This window comes from Marinobacter sp. NP-4(2019), assembly GCF_003994855.1.
Taxonomy (GTDB): domain Bacteria; phylum Pseudomonadota; class Gammaproteobacteria; order Pseudomonadales; family Oleiphilaceae; genus Marinobacter.
The window spans coordinates 760,761-776,926 of sequence record NZ_CP034142.1 but is presented as its reverse complement, the minus strand read 5'-3'; the positions used below and the strand labels follow the sequence as shown (position 1 = coordinate 776,926).

Annotated in this window: 17 protein-coding genes; 12 read left to right on the top strand and 5 right to left on the bottom strand. The window is 59.0% G+C overall.

Going from position 1 to position 16,166, the window contains the following annotated elements; all coding sequences use genetic code 11:
- The first annotated feature begins 14 nt into the window (after positions 1 to 14).
- From EHN06_RS03470 to EHN06_RS03440, 7 genes are all read left to right on the top strand, one after another.
- The gene (locus EHN06_RS03470; RefSeq protein WP_127330234.1) at positions 15 to 1,979 is read left to right on the top strand and encodes a dynamin family protein; all 1,965 of its coding nucleotides are present in this window, start codon (positions 15 to 17) and stop codon (positions 1,977 to 1,979) included.
- Between the two features lie 120 nt (positions 1,980 to 2,099).
- Positions 2,100 to 3,248 carry a homoserine O-succinyltransferase MetX gene (metX, locus tag EHN06_RS03465; RefSeq protein WP_127330232.1) on the top strand — a complete coding sequence of 383 codons (1,149 nt, stop codon included), beginning with the start codon at positions 2,100 to 2,102 and terminating at the stop codon, positions 3,246 to 3,248.
- Positions 3,245 to 3,847 carry a methionine biosynthesis protein MetW gene (metW, locus tag EHN06_RS03460; RefSeq protein ID WP_127330230.1) on the top strand — a complete coding sequence of 201 codons (603 nt, stop codon included), beginning with the start codon at positions 3,245 to 3,247 and terminating at the stop codon, positions 3,845 to 3,847. Before metX ends, metW begins: the two co-directional genes overlap by 4 nt.
- Entirely contained in the window at positions 3,847 to 4,296 is a 450-nt protein-coding gene (locus tag EHN06_RS03455) for a DUF4426 domain-containing protein (protein ID WP_127330228.1), read from the top strand. The genes metW and EHN06_RS03455 overlap by 1 nt, the downstream gene beginning before the upstream one ends.
- Entirely contained in the window at positions 4,296 to 4,913 is a 618-nt protein-coding gene (gene rdgB / locus EHN06_RS03450; RefSeq protein ID WP_127330226.1) for an RdgB/HAM1 family non-canonical purine NTP pyrophosphatase, read from the top strand. The genes EHN06_RS03455 and rdgB overlap by 1 nt, the downstream gene beginning before the upstream one ends.
- Positions 4,910 to 6,061: a radical SAM family heme chaperone HemW gene (gene hemW, locus EHN06_RS03445; RefSeq protein WP_228257401.1), complete on the top strand. Its 1,152-nt coding sequence runs from the start codon at positions 4,910 to 4,912 to the stop codon at positions 6,059 to 6,061. Before rdgB ends, hemW begins: the two co-directional genes overlap by 4 nt.
- Before the next feature lie 5 nt (positions 6,062 to 6,066).
- Complete coding sequence (locus EHN06_RS03440; RefSeq protein WP_416332548.1) at positions 6,067 to 6,594, top strand: hypothetical protein; 528 nt, start codon at positions 6,067 to 6,069, stop codon at positions 6,592 to 6,594.
- A 14-nt stretch (positions 6,595 to 6,608) separates the two neighbouring features.
- On the opposite strand, the gene trmB is transcribed toward EHN06_RS03440, so the two are convergent.
- From trmB to EHN06_RS03425, 3 genes are all read right to left on the bottom strand, one after another.
- Positions 6,609 to 7,325, bottom strand: a complete 717-nt coding sequence (gene trmB / locus EHN06_RS03435; protein WP_127330222.1) for a tRNA (guanosine(46)-N7)-methyltransferase TrmB — start codon at positions 7,323 to 7,325, stop codon at positions 6,609 to 6,611.
- Between the two features lie 75 nt (positions 7,326 to 7,400).
- Positions 7,401 to 8,924 (bottom strand): YifB family Mg chelatase-like AAA ATPase, encoded by a 1,524-nt coding sequence (locus EHN06_RS03430; protein WP_127330220.1) that lies wholly within the window; start codon positions 8,922 to 8,924, stop codon positions 7,401 to 7,403.
- A gap of 70 nt (positions 8,925 to 8,994) precedes the next feature.
- Entirely contained in the window at positions 8,995 to 9,249 is a 255-nt protein-coding gene (locus EHN06_RS03425) for an accessory factor UbiK family protein (RefSeq protein ID WP_127330218.1), read from the bottom strand.
- 386 nt (positions 9,250 to 9,635) lie between these two features.
- Here EHN06_RS03425 and glnK point away from each other — a divergent pair, with 386 nt between their 5' ends.
- The gene (gene glnK, locus EHN06_RS03420) at positions 9,636 to 9,974 is read left to right on the top strand and encodes a P-II family nitrogen regulator (RefSeq protein WP_004578958.1); all 339 of its coding nucleotides are present in this window, start codon (positions 9,636 to 9,638) and stop codon (positions 9,972 to 9,974) included.
- 71 nt (positions 9,975 to 10,045) lie between these two features.
- A complete protein-coding gene (locus tag EHN06_RS03415; protein ID WP_127330216.1) occupies positions 10,046 to 11,314 on the top strand; it encodes an ammonium transporter in 1,269 nt (422 codons plus the stop codon).
- Between the two features lie 71 nt (positions 11,315 to 11,385).
- Here the strand turns inward: EHN06_RS03415 and EHN06_RS03410 are convergent, their stop codons facing one another.
- Positions 11,386 to 11,580, bottom strand: a complete 195-nt coding sequence (locus EHN06_RS03410; protein WP_127330214.1) for a DUF6316 family protein — start codon at positions 11,578 to 11,580, stop codon at positions 11,386 to 11,388.
- A gap of 93 nt (positions 11,581 to 11,673) precedes the next feature.
- A complete protein-coding gene (gene speE, locus EHN06_RS03405) occupies positions 11,674 to 12,555 on the bottom strand; it encodes a polyamine aminopropyltransferase (RefSeq protein WP_127330212.1) in 882 nt (293 codons plus the stop codon).
- Between the two features lie 201 nt (positions 12,556 to 12,756).
- On the opposite strand from speE, the gene speA reads away from it, so the two are divergent.
- The 3 genes from speA (at position 12,757) to EHN06_RS03390 (ending at position 16,072) form a co-directional block, all read left to right on the top strand.
- Positions 12,757 to 14,676, top strand: a complete 1,920-nt coding sequence (speA, locus tag EHN06_RS03400; protein WP_127330210.1) for a biosynthetic arginine decarboxylase — start codon at positions 12,757 to 12,759, stop codon at positions 14,674 to 14,676.
- Between the two features lie 158 nt (positions 14,677 to 14,834).
- Positions 14,835 to 15,434 (top strand): sigma-70 family RNA polymerase sigma factor, encoded by a 600-nt coding sequence (locus tag EHN06_RS03395; protein WP_127330208.1) that lies wholly within the window; start codon positions 14,835 to 14,837, stop codon positions 15,432 to 15,434.
- The gene (locus EHN06_RS03390; protein WP_127330206.1) at positions 15,431 to 16,072 is read left to right on the top strand and encodes a ChrR family anti-sigma-E factor; all 642 of its coding nucleotides are present in this window, start codon (positions 15,431 to 15,433) and stop codon (positions 16,070 to 16,072) included. Before EHN06_RS03395 ends, EHN06_RS03390 begins: the two co-directional genes overlap by 4 nt.
- Positions 16,073 to 16,166: the final 94 nt, after the last annotated feature.

Here is a 16,166-nt window from a genome sequence, read left to right as displayed (position 1 = left end):
AGAAGGAAATTCCGATGAACCAACAAGGAACTCTGTCGCAGCAGGTAGAGGCCTACCACAACTGGAAAAAGGAACTGATCCGCCAGATAGGTCGATATCGATTGTGGTTGCAGGACAACAACCTGTTCTCAGAGGACGTGAGCCGCCGCATCCGGCACGGCCTGGAATTATTGATCGAAGACGAACTGACCATTGCCTTTGTCGGAGAGTACTCCCGTGGCAAAACAGAACTGATCAATGCCCTGTTTTTCTCCGAGTATGGCCAACGCATGCTGCCGTCCCAGGCTGGACGCACCACCATGTGCCCCACGGAGCTGTTCTTTGATCGCACTGAAAACGCCAATTACCTGCTACTCCTTCCCATCGAGACCCGCACCGGGGAGCTGTCCCTGCACCAGCTTCGAAAGCAGCCCGAACGCTGGGTCAAACATGACCTGGACGAGCGCAACCCCGACATCATGCGGGAAGTACTGGCCGAAGTCGCGCGGGTCAAAAGCGTTACTCCCGCTGAGGCCCGGGACCTGGGCTTTGACGAAAACATGCTGGAACACGACCGCAACAACCCGGGCAACGTACTGGTACCGGCCTGGCGCAACGCCCAGATCAGCATCCGCCATCCCCTGTTCGAGCGCGGCCTGCGCATTCTCGATACACCGGGTCTGAACGCCCTGGGATCGGAACCGGAACTGACCATCAGCATGCTGCCACGGGCTCATGCCATCATTTTCCTGCTCAGTGCCGACACCGGCGTCACCGCCAGTGACATGGCCATCTGGAAGGACCACATCGATACCGAGCATGCCGACCACCGCGCCGGACGGTTCGCCGTACTCAACAAGATTGACGTACTCTGGGATGATCTTCAGGGCGAGCAACACACCCGCAGCGCCATAGACCGGGTGTGTGGTTACACGGCAGATCACCTGGGCATCCGCAACGGTGACGTCATCCCGCTGTCCGCCAAGCAGGGCCTCATGGCCCGCATCAAACAGAACCATGATCTGTTTGATCGCTCCAACCTGGGCCAGCTGGAACAGTTGATCATCAAGCGCATCCTGATGCACAAGGAAGAGCTGATCACCCAGAGCCTGATCAATGATCTGCTGGGCATGCTCCAGAACAGTCAGGCCGCCATGCAAACCCGCCTGGATGCCCTGGAAGAGGAACTGCAGGCCTGCTCCGGCACCACCATGGACAAGGAGGCTCTGCGCCGCCTGGCGGACCGGGCCCAGAAGGACTACGAGTTCTACTACAAGAAACTGATCACCCTGCGTTCCAGCCGCCGCCTGATGGAGTCCCAGGGCGAGATGCTGAAAAAGCTGGTCAACGAGCAGCGCTTCCAGGACCATGCCGATAAAGTCCGCACCACCATGGCCAAAAGCTGGACAACGGCCGGCATGAACCGTGGCATGGAACACTTTTTCGAGCTGCTGGAAAGCGACCTCAACAACCTGATGAGCGAAGGTCTGTTGGCGGAAAAAATGGTCGGCGCCATCTACCGTCGCTATAACGAAGACACCCGCGCCCGCCACCTGGAGCCCATTCCCCTGCGCTCTGGCCGTCACATCATTGCGGTGAGAGAACTGCGTAAGAAAGCCAGGCGTTTCCGGGCCAACCCGAAAAACCTGCTGACCGAACAATCCATGCTGATCAAGCGCTTCTTCAACGTCATGGTCAACGAAGCCCACACCCTGCACCAACGAGTCCGGAACGATGTGGAACGCTGGCCGTCGGAAGCCTTGCTGCCGATCATGCAGTACTCGATGGAACAGAAGCAGCTTCTGGAACACCAGATCCGACGCCTGAAAGACATGGTGCGCAGCGACCGAGACAGTCGTGCCGAGCGTGAACGCCTGCAGAACACCATCACCGACCTGCGTCGACAACTGGAGCTGGCGGACGCCATGCACCGGCAGATTCGCAAGCCCGCCCCCACCCAGATTCAACAGAAAGTCGTCAATATATCCGGCGCCGTCTGAGGCGCCCGGTCATCCTGCGGTTGCAGGCACGGAGAGCGGCCTTTAAACTGCTGGGCTGGCAACCGCTCTCCCTGCGTTGTTCCAGACTTTCACAGACTGAACCAGGAACCTGTCGCGCCGATGCCCGATTCCCTGCCAACGGATTCTGTCGGGATTGTCACCCCGCAGACGCTACATTTTGACGCGCCCATCACCCTGGCGTGTGGGCAAACGCTGGATAGTTACGATCTGGTGATCGAGACCTACGGCACACTGAATGCCGATGCCAGCAATGCCGTGCTGATCTGCCACGCCCTCAGCGGCCATCACCACGCCGCCGGCTACCACTCCATGGAAGAACGCAAGCCGGGATGGTGGGACAGCTGCATTGGCCCGGGCAAACCGATCGATACCAACCGCTTCTTTGTGGTCAGCTTGAACAACCTCGGCGGCTGCCATGGCAGTACCGGGCCAAACTGCATCAACCCGAAGACAAACCAGCCCTACGGACCGGACTTCCCGGTGATTACCGTCAGCGACTGGGTGCAGAGCCAGGCTCTGCTGGCGGACCGGCTCGGTATTGAGTGCTGGGCCGCCGTGGTCGGTGGCTCGCTGGGCGGCATGCAGGCACTGCAGTGGAGTCTGGATTACCCGGATCGCCTGCGCCATTCGGTGATCATTGCCTCCACCCCACGCCTGACAGCCCAGAACATTGCCTTCAACGAAGTGGCACGGCAGGCCATCACCTCGGACCGGGAGTTTCACGAGGGCCGCTACCAGGATTTCGATACCGTCCCTCGCCGTGGCCTGATGCTGGCTCGAATGGTAGGGCACATCACCTACCTGTCCGATGCCTCCATGGGCGAAAAATTTGGCCGCGAATTACGGGACCAGGCCTACAAATTCGGGTATGACGCCGAGTTCCAGGTCGAGAGTTACCTGCGCTATCAGGGCGAGCGTTTCTCCGAGATGTTCGATGCCAATACCTATCTGCTGATGACCAAGGCCCTTGATTACTTCGACCCCGCGTATGACTACGGTGGCGACCTGTCCCGGGCCCTGGCGCCATCCCGGTGCGAGTACCTGGTGTTGTCATTCAGCACCGACTGGCGTTTTACACCCGCCCGCTCCGAAGAAATGGTCAATGCCATGATTGCGGCAAGGAAGCGGGTCAGTTACGCGGAAATCGACGCGCCCTGGGGGCACGATGCTTTCCTGATTCCCACCCCCAGGTATACCGATATCTTTACCGCCTATATGGATCGTGTCGCACGGGAGGTGGGTGCATGAGACCGGACCTGGAAATCATTCAGCAATGGGTCAAACCCGGCAACCGGGTACTCGACCTGGGCTGTGGTGACGGCACGCTGCTGGACTTCCTGCAGCGTGAGCGCGGCGCGACCGGCTTTGGTCTGGAGATCAATCCTGACCACATCACCACCTGTATGGGTCGTGGCGTTTCGGTGATTGAACAGAACCTGGATACCCAGGGGCTGGGCAACTTCGACGACCGGACCTTCGATACCGTACTGATGACCCAGGCCCTGCAAGCCGTGAGGCGACCGGACATGGTGCTGGATGAAATGCTCCGGGTAGGCCGTGAAGGCATTGTGACCTTCCCCAACTTTGCCCACTGGCGCCTGCGATGGGGGCTGACCCTGAAAGGACGCATGCCGGAGTCCGAAGCACTGCCGTACAAGTGGTACAACACACCCAACATCCGATTGTGCACGTTCAAGGATTTCGAAGCCCTGTGCCGCCAGAAAAACATCCGCATCAAGAGTCGTCGGGTGGTGGACGGACAACACCAGAATAGCTGGCTTGCCCGGCTATGGCCTAATATGCTGGGAGAGATCGCCATATACCGTATTACACGGGAGGAAACGTAATGCAGAATGCCCGACAATGGCTGACAGCCGCCCTGCTCTGCCTGGCCTTCGCCAGCATCCAGACCCATGCCGCCGATTCGAAGGATTTTGGCGAGTATCAGGTACACTACAGCGTCTTTCCAAGCACCTTCCTCGATCCTGACGTGGCCAAGGCCAACAACCTTACTCGCAGCCGGAGTATCGGCATCGTCAACATCGCGATTATGCGTGAAGGAGAAGACGGCGGCCTGACCACCGTGTCCGGGCAGGTGGAAGGCAAGGCCCTGAACGATATCCAGCAACCCAGCTTCCTGGCGTTCCGTCGCATTCAGGAAGGTGAGGCCGTGTACTTCATCGCAGAGTACCAGTACCGCGATGCTGAACTGATGACCTTCCAGATCACCGCCCGCCCCAACGGTGCTGGCCGGGACCTGCCCATCCGATTCGCCCATAAGCTGTTCAACGACTGATGACCGAAACTCGTACCAGGCTGGTTATTGCCAGCAACAACAAAGGCAAGATCGCGGAACTGACCGACTTGTTGAGCCCGCTCGGCATTCAGCCGTTGGCACAGGGCGAGCTTGGTGTCAGCGAAGCAGAGGAACCGGCGGTGACCTTTGTCGAGAACGCCATTCTCAAGGCCCGCCATGCCGCCCGCGAAACCGGTCTGCCAGCACTGGCGGACGATTCCGGGCTCGCGGTTGATGCCCTCGGCGGTGCACCCGGCGTCCGCTCCGCCCGTTACGCAGGCGAAAGCGCGAGCGATGACGACAACGTCCAGGCATTACTCGACGCCATGGCGTCCGTTGCCGACGGAGAACGAGGCGCCCAGTTCCACTGCGTACTGGTGTACCTGCGCCACGCCGACGACCCAACGCCTGTTATCTGCCATGGCCGCTGGCCCGGACGCATTCTGCGAAACCGCCGTGGTGAGGGGGGCTTTGGCTACGACCCCGTGTTCCTGGTTCCGGAAACAGACTGCAGCGCCGCCGAATTGAGCCGGGAGCAGAAAGGCCGGATCAGCCATCGTGGTCGCGCACTGGCGCAACTGCTGGACCAACTGAAGGCCAGGACGGAAACGCCGTGACCTCCCCCCCCACCGGGACGAATGCAACACTGCCGCCCCTGAGCCTTTATATCCATGTGCCCTGGTGCGTTCGCAAGTGTCCCTATTGCGACTTCAATTCCCACGCCCTCAATGGCGATATTCCGGAAGACGCCTATCTGCGGGCACTGCTGGAGGATCTGGATCAGGACCTTGCCCTGACCGGAGGCCGCTGCATCCAGACCGTCTTTATTGGCGGTGGCACACCATCGCTGATGTCTCCCGGATTCTACCAGCAACTTTTCCGGGCCCTGAGACAGCGCCTGGAATTCAGCCGCGACGTCGAGATCACTCTGGAGGCCAACCCCGGAGCCGTGGAACAGGCAAGGTTTGAGGGGTTTCGTGAGGCCGGCATCAACCGCCTCTCCCTGGGCATCCAGAGCTTCAATCCGCAGCACCTGGAAGTCCTCGGTCGCATCCACGATGACAAGGCGGCCCATCAGGCGATCCAGGCTGCCAGAAAGGCCGGCTTTGACAATTTCAACCTGGACCTGATGCACGGTCTGCCGGGGCAGACACCGGACAACGCCATCGCCGACCTTGAAGCGGCACTGGCATGGCAACCACCTCACCTCTCCTGGTACCAGCTGACCCTGGAGCCCAACACCGAGTTCTACAGCCGGCCTCCAGTATTGCCGGACGACGATCGCCTGTGGGAAATCCACGAGCTGGGGGGCGACTTCCTGAGACGACATGGCTACAGCGATTACGAGGTGTCCGCCTGGTCCCGCCCCGGGATGGCTTCCCGGCATAACCTGAATTACTGGACCTTCGGTGACTACCTGGCACTCGGTGCCGGCGCCCATGGCAAGATTACCGGAGCCGGGAACGTATCGAGATACTGGAAAACCCGGCAACCCTCAGCTTACCTGAATCGTATCGGCAGTCGCACCGCCGGCAGCGAGATCATCGAGCCAGACGACCTGCCCCTGGAATTCCTGATGAACGCGCTACGCCTGTCCGAGGGGGTGGACGAGCAATTATTCAGTACACGAACAGGTTTACCCCTGAGCACGGTTGCGGTAAAACTTGAACAGCTAAGAAAGGAAAATCTATTGGCCCCGGACCGGCTCAAAGCCACCGAACTTGGCCACAGATATCTGAACAGTCTGCTGGAGCGTTTTCTGTAATGGACATGCCGAGCATCATCCGATCACTGCCCAAACGCGTGACGCTGGGCGTGATCCTGAGCGCCATCCTGCTGGTGGCTTTGCTGGCCATCAACCAGCCCCTGCAAACCGGCTCGGCTCCCCAGGGCATCATCAGTTACCAGTTGGCCGCCACGGCAGATCAATCCATGGCCATTCTGCGCAGCTGGCGCGGCGACGTCATGATCTGGGCGCACATCTCCCTATGGCTGGATTTCCTGTTTATTCCCGTCTACGCCGTTACCCTGCTGATGGTGACCAACCTGCTTATGCGGGATCGCCCGGGAGTGCGAGAGCGCAATGTGGCGCGCTGGGTCAAAGCGTTGTTTGTGTGTGCTGGCGCCAGTGACGTGCTGGAGAACATCCTGCTGCTGAACAACCTCAACCCGCCAACCGACACCCTCAGCCTGTCCGCCACGATTTGCGCACTGGTCAAATACACCGGACTGATGCTGGGGCTGGCAGGGCTGGTTATTATTCGGGCGGCGAGGCGTCACCCGCTCGCTCACGGGTAACGCCACCAAAGACGTCAGTTGGTACGGTGGAACAGCAGATCCCAGACACCGTGGCCAAGTTGCTCACCGCGCTTCTCGAACTTGGTCATCGGACGATCGTCAGGGCGGGGCGAAAACTGGCCCGGCTCGGAAGCGTTGGCAAAGCCTTCTGCCTCATTCATCACTTCCATCATGTGCTCAGCGTAGTTTTCCCAGTCCGTTGCCAGGTGCAGAATGCCGCCTACCCGGAGCTTGTGGCGAATTCGCTGAACAAAGTCATGCTGGATCAGGCGGCGCTTATGATGCCGCTTCTTGTGCCAGGGGTCCGGGAAGAAAACCATGACGCGATCAAGACAGGCATCAGGCAGACACAGGTCGATGACATCATTGGCATCGATGGCGTAGACCCGCACATTCTCAAGCCCACGATCCTCAACTTCCTTCAACAATGCCCCCACCCCGGGCAGGTGCACCTCGACGCCGATAAAATCCTGTTCCGGGGCCGCTTCGGCCATATCCGCAAGGGATTTGCCCATACCAAAGCCGATTTCCAGGTTGAGCATGGCATCACGCCCGAACACCTGGCGTGGATCAATCATGCCCTGTTCACGGGTTAACCCATAGATCGGCCAGCTACGCTCGTACGCCTTCTTCTGGCCCTCGGTCATGCGCCCCTGGCGCAGAACAAAACTGCGAATGCCACGGCGCGTGGTTACCGGGGAATCGTTGGACAGATCTTTTTCGTCGGTCATCTGGGTTCCTCAACCGCAGTGAAGCGGAGTCTGGTTCTGGAGAAATTACCGCACAGTTTACCAGAGTGGACCGATTCAGGCCGACACAACCGAATTAGCCGATTGCTGCCGGTCCAGCTTGCGATAGCCCAACGCCTCCACCAGGTGGTCATTGCCGATGCCATCGGATTCATCAAGGTCCGCCAGGGTTCTCGCTACACGGAGGATGCGGTGCAGGGCGCGGGCGGAGAGTCCAAGCTTCTCCATCGCACCGGATAACAACGCCTCTCCCTGACGGTCCAGCCGACAGTAACGGTGCAGCTCACTGCCACCCAGGCCGGCATTGATGGTTCCCCGCTGCAACTGGCGATTGCGGGCCCGGGCCACCCTGGCCCTGACCACATCACTCGATTCACCGTCCGCCTGTTTCTGCATCAACACGTCCCCGCCCTGCACCGGCACCTCCACGTGCAGGTCAAAGCGGTCCAGCAACGGCCCGGACACCTTGCCCCGGTAGCGCATGACCTGCTGCGGCGTACACTGGCACTCGATTGTCGGGTGGCCATTGTATCCGCACGGACACGGATTCATCGCGCCCACCACTTGGAACATGGCAGGAAACGTTACCTGTCGGGCGGCACGACTGATGGATATCTCCCCGCTCTCCATGGGTTCGCGGAGCACTTCGAGCACCCGTCGTTCAAACTCTGGCAACTCATCGAGAAACAATACGCCACGATGGGCGAGGGAGATTTCTCCCGGTCGGGGGCTGCTACCACCGCCCACCATGGCCACGGCAGACGCGGTGTGATGGGGAGAACGAAACGGCGGTTGTCGCCAGTAGCCCTCGCGCACTGGCAACCCGGCCACCGAATGGACACTGGCCACTTCCAGGGCCGCGTTAGTGGTGAGCGACGGCAGGATACCGGGCAGCCGGCTGGCCAGCATGCTTTTCCCGGTCCCCGGCGGGCCATAAAACAGCAGGTTGTGGGCTCCGGCAGCCGCCACCTCCAGCGCCCGCCTTGGTACACTCTGGCCGCGGACATCCGCCAGGTCCGGTCCGGCAACCGCCCCTTCATCCAGCGAGGCTGGTGGAAGGGGCACCAGCGTTGCCCGACCGCACAGATGCTCACACACGGTCAGCAGATGGGCGGCGGAGAGCACATCGTCCTGGCTCGCCAGGGCAGCCTCTGACGCATTCGCCTGGGGCACCAGCAACCTCCGGCCTTCCCCACGCGCCGCCAGTACTGCCGGCAATATGCCTTTGAGGGGACGCAACGCCCCATCCAGGGACAGTTCCCCGACGAACTCACAGGCTGCCAGGCTTTCCGGGGGTATCTGGCCAGAGGCCGCGAGGATGCCCAGGGCAATGGGCAGGTCAAACCGCCCGCCTTCTTTTGGTAGGTCGGCGGGGGCCAGATTGATGGTTATACGACGGGCAGGAAATTCAAAACCGGCATTCAGCAGGGCACTACGGACCCGCTCTTTGCTTTCCCGGACCCCGGTCTCCGGAAGCCCGACAATGGAAAGGGCCGGCAACCCACCGGACAGGTGCACCTCAACCGTTACAGCCGGTGCGGACACGCCAATACTGGCGCGGGAATGGACAATGGCTAACATACGCGACCTTCCATGGTCAGATTTTTTCAGTGTTCAACTTATGGGCACGCCGGCCCAACTCGGTGCAGGCTCAGTTATCCTGCAGCTTGCTTTCCAGTGCGGCAACGCGCTTCTCCAGCGCCTCCACCTTTTCACGGGTCTTCATCAACACCGCCTGCTGGGCGTCAAACTCTTCACGGGTTACCAGCTCAAGTCGGGACAGCACTGACATCACCGTTGCCCGTGCCTGGGTTTCGAAATCTTCCCGGGCCGCACGGGCCATATCGGGCACAAACTGGCCGAACTGGCCCTGGAGCTGGGCCAAAAAATCCTGCGGACCTTTCACAACATCACCTCTCTGGCATCGACGGGTTCCGGCGCCAACCAACGATCAGACGCCCGGAATGGACTTGCGGGAGTGTAACACATCGCTGGCCCTGCCATACTGTGCCCTGTCCGCAGTATAATAACGCCGCAGGACGGTTTGCACGGTGCGCCAATTTGGCTCGTCGCGTAAATCAGAGCCCCATTTTGGTGCGCCACAATGTTCCAAACTGGAGCGGTATATTTTTAACCATATGAAATAACGAAACTTTTTTGCGTTGGCACACCCGATGCTACAGGCCTCGTACGCAATCCGCACAATTGGTGTGCGAGGTGGCAGCATCCCGACCTCAACACAAACGGCCAATGGGCCCTCACTGTTGGGACGGCTTTACCAAGGAGAAAGCAATGAAACTTGTGACAGCGATCATCAAGCCTTTCAAATTGGATGATGTCCGTGAGGCACTATCCGAGATTGGCGTGCAAGGCGTAACCGTCACCGAAGTGAAAGGCTTCGGGCGGCAAAAGGGCCACACAGAACTCTATCGTGGCGCGGAATACGTGGTGGATTTCCTGCCCAAGGTCAAGGTTGAAGTCGCCATCGGTGACAACCTGCTGGATCAGGTGATCGAGTCCATCACCAAGGCGGCCAACACCGGCAAAATCGGTGACGGCAAGATCTTCGTGACTGAGCTCGAACAGGCGATCCGTATCCGGACCGGGGAAACCGGCGAGGAAGCGGTCTGATAACCGCCTGAATTCCCGATAGCCAACGCAAAAAACTTATAACCTGAAAAGCCTCGTGCGGAGGGCTTCATATGGAAAGCAATATCTTTCACCTGCAGTATGCTATAGATACTTTTTATTTCCTGGTGTGCGGTGCATTAGTCATGTGGATGGCCGCTGGCTTTGCCATGCTGGAAGCTGGCCTGGTGCGCGCCAAGAACACTACGGAAATCCTGACCAAGAACGTGGCCCTGTTTGCAGTGGCCTGCACCATGTACCTGGTTTGCGGTTACGCGATCATGTACGGCGGCAATATCTTCCTCACTGGCATGGGCAACGTGGACGTAGCCGGTGTCCTTGGTGACTATGCTGGCCGTGAAGACGGCTTCGAAGGCGGCTCCATCTACTCTGGCGCGTCTGACTTCTTCTTCCAGGTTGTGTTCGTTGCAACCGCCATGTCCATCGTATCCGGCGCCGTGGCCGAGCGTATGAAGCTCTGGGCCTTCCTGTTCTTCGCCGTTGTAATGACCGGCTTCATCTACCCGATGGAAGGCGCCTGGACCTGGGGCGGGGCTTCCGTACTCGGCATGTACAGCCTCAGCGATCTGGGCTTCAGTGACTTCGCCGGTTCCGGCATCGTTCACATGGCTGGTGCAGCCGCCGCTCTGGCAGGTGTTCTGCTGCTGGGTGCCCGTAAAGGCAAGTACGGCCGCAATGGCGAGATCCATGCCATTCCGGGTGCCAACATGCCGCTGGCAACCCTCGGTACCTTCATCCTGTGGATGGGCTGGTTCGGCTTTAACGGTGGCTCGGTCCTGAAGCTGGGCGATATCTCCAGCGCCCACGCCGTTGCCATGGTGTTCCTGAACACCAACGCTGCCGCCGCCGGCGGCGCCATCGCCGCGCTGATCACCGCACGACTGATGTTCGGCAAGGCCGACCTGACCATGCTGCTGAACGGCGCCCTGGCCGGCCTGGTGGTTATCACTGCCGAGCCTTCCACACCCAGCGCCCTGACCGCAGCCATCTTTGGCGGCCTCGGCGGCGTGCTGGTGGTACTGAGCATCGTCACCATGGACAAGTTGCGGATTGACGATCCCGTCGGTGCCATCTCGGTACACGGTGTGTGTGGCCTGCTCGGCCTGCTGCTGGTACCGATTACCAATGACGGCTCCAGCTTCATCGGCCAGATCGTCGGTGCCCTCACCATCTTCGTCTGGGTGTTCGTCACCAGCCTGATCGTCTGGGGCATCATCAAGGCAGTGGTTGGCCTGCGGGTCAGCGAGGAAGACGAGTACGAAGGCGTCGACCTGTCCGAGTGTGGTATGGAAGCCTATCCGGAGTTTGTCAGCAGCAAATAAGGACTGCCGACAGTGCAACGCAAAAGGGGCGCTCCGTGGAGCGCCCCTTTTGTTTCTCGACCAATCAGACGTTAGATCGCATTACGGAAGATGTCGCCTTCCGAGTGGCGTAAAAAAAGCAACAGTTCCATCTGCGCCTCATTCACACTGTCGAAAGGCCCTTCAAATGTTCCCTCCCGAGTCTGGAAGAACCACTGGCCATTGATTGTGGTAAACCGATCACTGCGGAACCAGTTCCGTTCCTGCTCACCTTTTCTAACATCCATATCCTACTCTCCAGCTACAACCGAACGGTTATCGTCGATCAATTAATGATCACCCTTGCAGTTTAGCCAAGATTCTCAGGAATGCGAAAACCGTCAGCCTTCGCCGGGAATCACCCGGTCCTCCAGCGCATCCACCATAAACTGCGGCATTTCCAGAGCCCCCCGATGCGTGCCGGCGTTGTAATAGCGGGTCACAAATGGCCTCTGCTCGGCGTCTTCCTCACGGAAATATTGCACCGGCTTTTCCTTTCCGGCCATGGTGCAACTCCACCAACCTGTCGGATAAACCGGCTGCGGAAACGGCAGCGTCTGGATATGATCAAAACCGGCCTTGCGCATGTCTTCGTGCATGGTTTTGATGATGGTATCGGTATGCAGCAACGGCGATTCACTTTGCTGGACCAGAATGCCACCGTCCCGCAGCGCCAGCATGGCGTCCCGGTAAAAGTCGAGGGCAAACAGGCCCTCCGCCGGCCCCACGGGATCGGTACTGTCGATAATGATCACGTCGATGCTGTTGGGCTCCACATCCCGCATCCACTGGACACCGTCACCAAAGAAGAAGTTGGCGCGCGGGTCGTCATTGGAATCACAGAGTTCCGGGAAGTACTTTTCCGACAATCGGGTTACCCGCTCATCGATCTCTACCTGCCAGGCCTCTTCAATATCCGGATGCTTGAGAACTTCCTTCAATGTACCGCAGTCTCCCCCACCGACAATCACCACCTTCCTGGGATCCCGGTGGGTAAACAGCGCCGGATGCGTCATCATTTCGTGATACAGGAAATTGTCCCGGCTGGTCAGCATTACGCAGCCATCGAGCACCATGAGGTTACCGAACGTTTCGGTCTCGTAGATTTCCAGTTTCTGGAATTCGCTCTGCTCTTCGTGCAGCTTGTTCCTGACCTGCAGGGAAAACGCGGTTCCGTGATTCTGGAATACCTCTGTAAACCAGTTTTCGTTCAATGCCGTCATGATGTGTTCCTCGTGTTGCTCAGCGAGCCAGTGTCATATAGCAGGTATTGTAGGTCTGACAGCTCCTCAGCTAAAGCACTATAGGCTATGGCCATCCACGTATTTTCCGTAAGCGGTTCTTTTAGCGGGACGGAGTAATCCATACAATGACCGCCAGACGCCGGCATTCGTCCGGCACAGATTCAGTACAGGAAGACCACAATGACCCAGGCCTCCGTAAACACCGCCCACAAGGTGTACAACATCGCCCACTGGAGCGATGGCTATATCGACGTGAATGAACGTGGCGAGGTGCTCATACGGCCAGATCGAGGCCGTGGTGATGCCACCGGAGATGGCATCAACCTGCCGGAACTGACCCGCACGCTGACCGCCCGGGGCATCCAGCTCCCGGTGCTGATCCGTTTTACCGACATCCTTCACGACCGGGTCAACAAACTGTGTGGTGCTTTCAACAAGGTGGCTCTGGAGCAGGGCTACCAGGGACAATACACTGCGGTTTATCCAATCAAGGTCAACCAGCAACGTCGCGTGGTCGAGGAGTTACTGCGGGCGGAGCCAGCCGCAAGCAACAACCAGATCGGCCTGGAAGCAGGCAGCAAACCGGAATTGATGGCGGTATTGGCAATGTCCGGCCAACCGGGATCGGTGATTGTCTGCAACGGCTACAAGGACCGCGAATACGTCCGCCTTGCGCTGATCGGACAGAAACTGGGACACCGGGTGTTCATAGTGGTGGAGAAACAGTCCGAGCTGCCACTGATTCTGGAAGAGTCCCGCAACCTCGGCGTTTCGCCGTTGCTTGGCGTACGGGCGCGGCTGGCCACCATTGGCAAGGGCAACTGGCAGAATACCGGGGGCGAAAAGTCCAAGTTCGGTCTCTCCGCCAGCCAGGTCCTGGACGTCGTGGCAACGCTCCGCGACGCGGAGGCACTGGACACTCTCCAATTACTGCACTTTCACCTGGGATCCCAGATAGCCAACATCCGCGATATCCAGACCGGGCTGAAGGAATGCGCACGATTCTACAGCGAGCTGCGCAAGATGGGCGCCCCCGTTGGCACCGTGGACATAGGCGGTGGTCTGGGCGTGGATTACGAAGGCACGCGTTCTCGCAGCAGTTGCTCGATGAATTACAGCGTCCATGAATACGCCTACAACGTTGTCCATGTCCTGCAGGCCGAATGTGATCGTGCCGGCATCCCCCACCCTGACCTGATCAGTGAATCCGGCCGCGCACTGACGGCCCATCACTCAGTACTGGTTACCAACGTCATTGACCAGGAAACGCCCGATGTCCGTGCGGCCATTCAACCCGCTTCAGACGCTGCAGCCCCCTTGCAGGATCTGTGGCGTGACTTGCAAAGTCTGAAAGACGACGACACCCCCCGCTCACTGGCGGAAATCTACCATGACGTACTCCACGCCATGGCCGATGTTCACGCCCAGTTTGCTCACGGCCTGCTGTCCCTCAGCGAGCGGGCGGATGCGGAAACGCTGTACACCAGCTGTTGCCGGTTGCTGAGAACCCAGTTGGACAGTGCCAATCGGGCACACCGGGAGATTATCGATGAGCTCAACGAAAAGCTCGCCGAGAAGCTGTTTGTGAATTTCTCCCTGTTCCAGTCCCTCCCGGATGTCTGGGGCATCGACCAGATCTTCCCGGTCATGCCCATCAACGGGCTCGACCGCCCCTTGTCCCGCCGCGCAGTGATCCAGGACATCACCTGCGACTCCGACGGCCGGATTGACCGGTATGTGGATGGCCAGGGGGTGGAAACCACCTTGCCCCTGCCGGAAGGAAAGCCTGGCAAGCCATTGCTAATGGGATTCTTCATGACCGGCGCCTACCAGGAAATCCTCGGCGACATGCACAACCTGTTCGGTGACACCCACTCCGTTGATGTGCATGGTAATGGCGCCGGAGGATACACCGTCAGTGACGCGACCACCGGCGATACCGTTGCGAAAGTGCTGCGCTATGTCAATTTCGAACCGGCGGCACTGCTGGAGTCCTACCAGAGCCAGTTCGAGGCAAGCCACCTGTCCCCAGAGGAGCAGCACGAATTACTCAACGAGCTCAGGAGCGGGCTCGAAGGGTACACCTACCTGGAAGAATAGCGTCCCTGGTCACATTCGAAAGCACCCAAGGTTTGTGCGACCGGAACTGATCTACGATCACAGTCCCGTCGTATATCAACTAACTGACAAACCCTCGACGAGTGCATAGAATAATGATCAGGACCTGTTCAAACCATGCAACAGTCAAGGAGCGTCCGGTGACGACACTGGATCAAAAGCCCACTCGCCCCGAGGGCCGCAAGGACCCGTGGAGCCAGTTGCTGGAAAAAGTGGGCAAAAACCAGGATCGCCAGGCGTATCACGCGCTGTTTGAGCATTTTGGCCCACAGATAAAGTATTACGCGATGGCGAATGGCATGGCCAGCCACGCGGAAGAGCTGGTTCAGGAAGTATTTGTCTCCATCTGGCGGCGATCCAGCCTTTATGACTGGCGCAAGGCCGCAGCTTCGACCTGGATCTTCACCATCGCCCGTAACCAGCGCATCGACATGCTGCGCAAGATGAAACGTCTCAGCGTGGAAATGCCGGTGGAAACGGAAGACCTGTGGCAGATTCCGGGCGAAAATGAGGACGAACCGGTGACGTCCCTGCACCGTCTTATGTCCGAGCGACGGATACGGGAATCCCTGAGCCATTTGCCGGAAGAACAGATCACCGTTATTGCCAAGGTGTATATGGAGAACAAATCCCACCAGATGGTGGCAGATGAACTGAACATTCCCCTTGGCACGGTGAAAAGCAGGGTGCGTCTGGCGTTGAACAAATTGAAAGTGATTTTGCAGGACCAGAACGTATGACACGGCACCATCCCGACAGCCTGACGCTGATGGAATACAGCGCCGGCAACCTGACCGAGCCCCATGCCCTGTGCATACGGCTGCATCTGGATCAGTGCCCGCACTGCCAAAGCCGGGTCGACACCCTGGACAGCCTGGGCGCTGTCATGATGGAGCACCACCCCCGGGCCGATGTGAGCGACAGCATGTTCGACAGTATCCTGGCTCGCATCGACAGTGACAGCGATGAAAACGAAGTCATGACCCGGGTCAGTGTCAGGACAAATCCGCTACAGAAACTGCTGGGAGACGATCTCAACAACCTGCCCTGGAAACGTCAACTGGGTGACGTCAGTGTACTGGACATCTCTGAACGCTTCCCGGGCCAGCACGAGCAGGTCGTCCTGCAGAAACTGGCGGCGGGAGGCAAAGCACCCGCTCACACCCACAGGGGTGAAGAAACCACCATCGTCCTGCAGGGTGCGTTCGCCGACCAGAAAGGGGTCTTCAACCAGTGGGATTTTGTGGTCCTCAATGAACAGGACGAACACAAGCCGGTGGCCGTCGGCTGCGAGGACTGCATTACCCTGTCGATTCTGAGCGCTCCGGTAAAACTGACCGGTACCTTCACACGACTGCTAAACCCCTTCATTCGATAGCCCCCCGGCATCGATAAACCACGAAACCGACCCGACCAGCCTGCAATGGCCGGAAATGACCGACAGTTGTCAGCATGTGACCTTCAGAAAAACT

Bases quoted from the DNA above. Each gene is read 5' to 3' on its own strand.
- EHN06_RS03470 (WP_127330234.1), top strand. From the start codon at position 15: ATGAACCAACAAGGAACTCTGTCGCAGCAGGTAGAGGCCTACCACAAC.
- metX (WP_127330232.1), top strand. From the start codon at position 2,100: ATGCCCGATTCCCTGCCAACGGATTCTGTCGGGATTGTCACCCCGCAG.
- speE (WP_127330212.1), bottom strand. From the start codon at position 12,555: ATGACGGCATTGAACGAAAACTGGTTTACAGAGGTATTCCAGAATCAC.
- EHN06_RS03415 (WP_127330216.1), top strand. From the start codon at position 10,046: ATGGAAAGCAATATCTTTCACCTGCAGTATGCTATAGATACTTTTTAT.
- EHN06_RS03430 (WP_127330220.1), bottom strand. From the start codon at position 8,924: ATGTTAGCCATTGTCCATTCCCGCGCCAGTATTGGCGTGTCCGCACCG.
- EHN06_RS03390 (WP_127330206.1), top strand. From the start codon at position 15,431: ATGACACGGCACCATCCCGACAGCCTGACGCTGATGGAATACAGCGCC.
- speA (WP_127330210.1), top strand. From the start codon at position 12,757: ATGACCCAGGCCTCCGTAAACACCGCCCACAAGGTGTACAACATCGCC.
- trmB (WP_127330222.1), bottom strand. From the start codon at position 7,325: ATGACCGACGAAAAAGATCTGTCCAACGATTCCCCGGTAACCACGCGC.
- metW (WP_127330230.1), top strand. From the start codon at position 3,245: ATGAGACCGGACCTGGAAATCATTCAGCAATGGGTCAAACCCGGCAAC.
- EHN06_RS03410 (WP_127330214.1), bottom strand. From the start codon at position 11,580: ATGGATGTTAGAAAAGGTGAGCAGGAACGGAACTGGTTCCGCAGTGAT.
- EHN06_RS03440 (WP_416332548.1), top strand. From the start codon at position 6,067: ATGCCGAGCATCATCCGATCACTGCCCAAACGCGTGACGCTGGGCGTG.
- rdgB (WP_127330226.1), top strand. From the start codon at position 4,296: ATGACCGAAACTCGTACCAGGCTGGTTATTGCCAGCAACAACAAAGGC.
- EHN06_RS03455 (WP_127330228.1), top strand. From the start codon at position 3,847: ATGCAGAATGCCCGACAATGGCTGACAGCCGCCCTGCTCTGCCTGGCC.
- glnK (WP_004578958.1), top strand. From the start codon at position 9,636: ATGAAACTTGTGACAGCGATCATCAAGCCTTTCAAATTGGATGATGTC.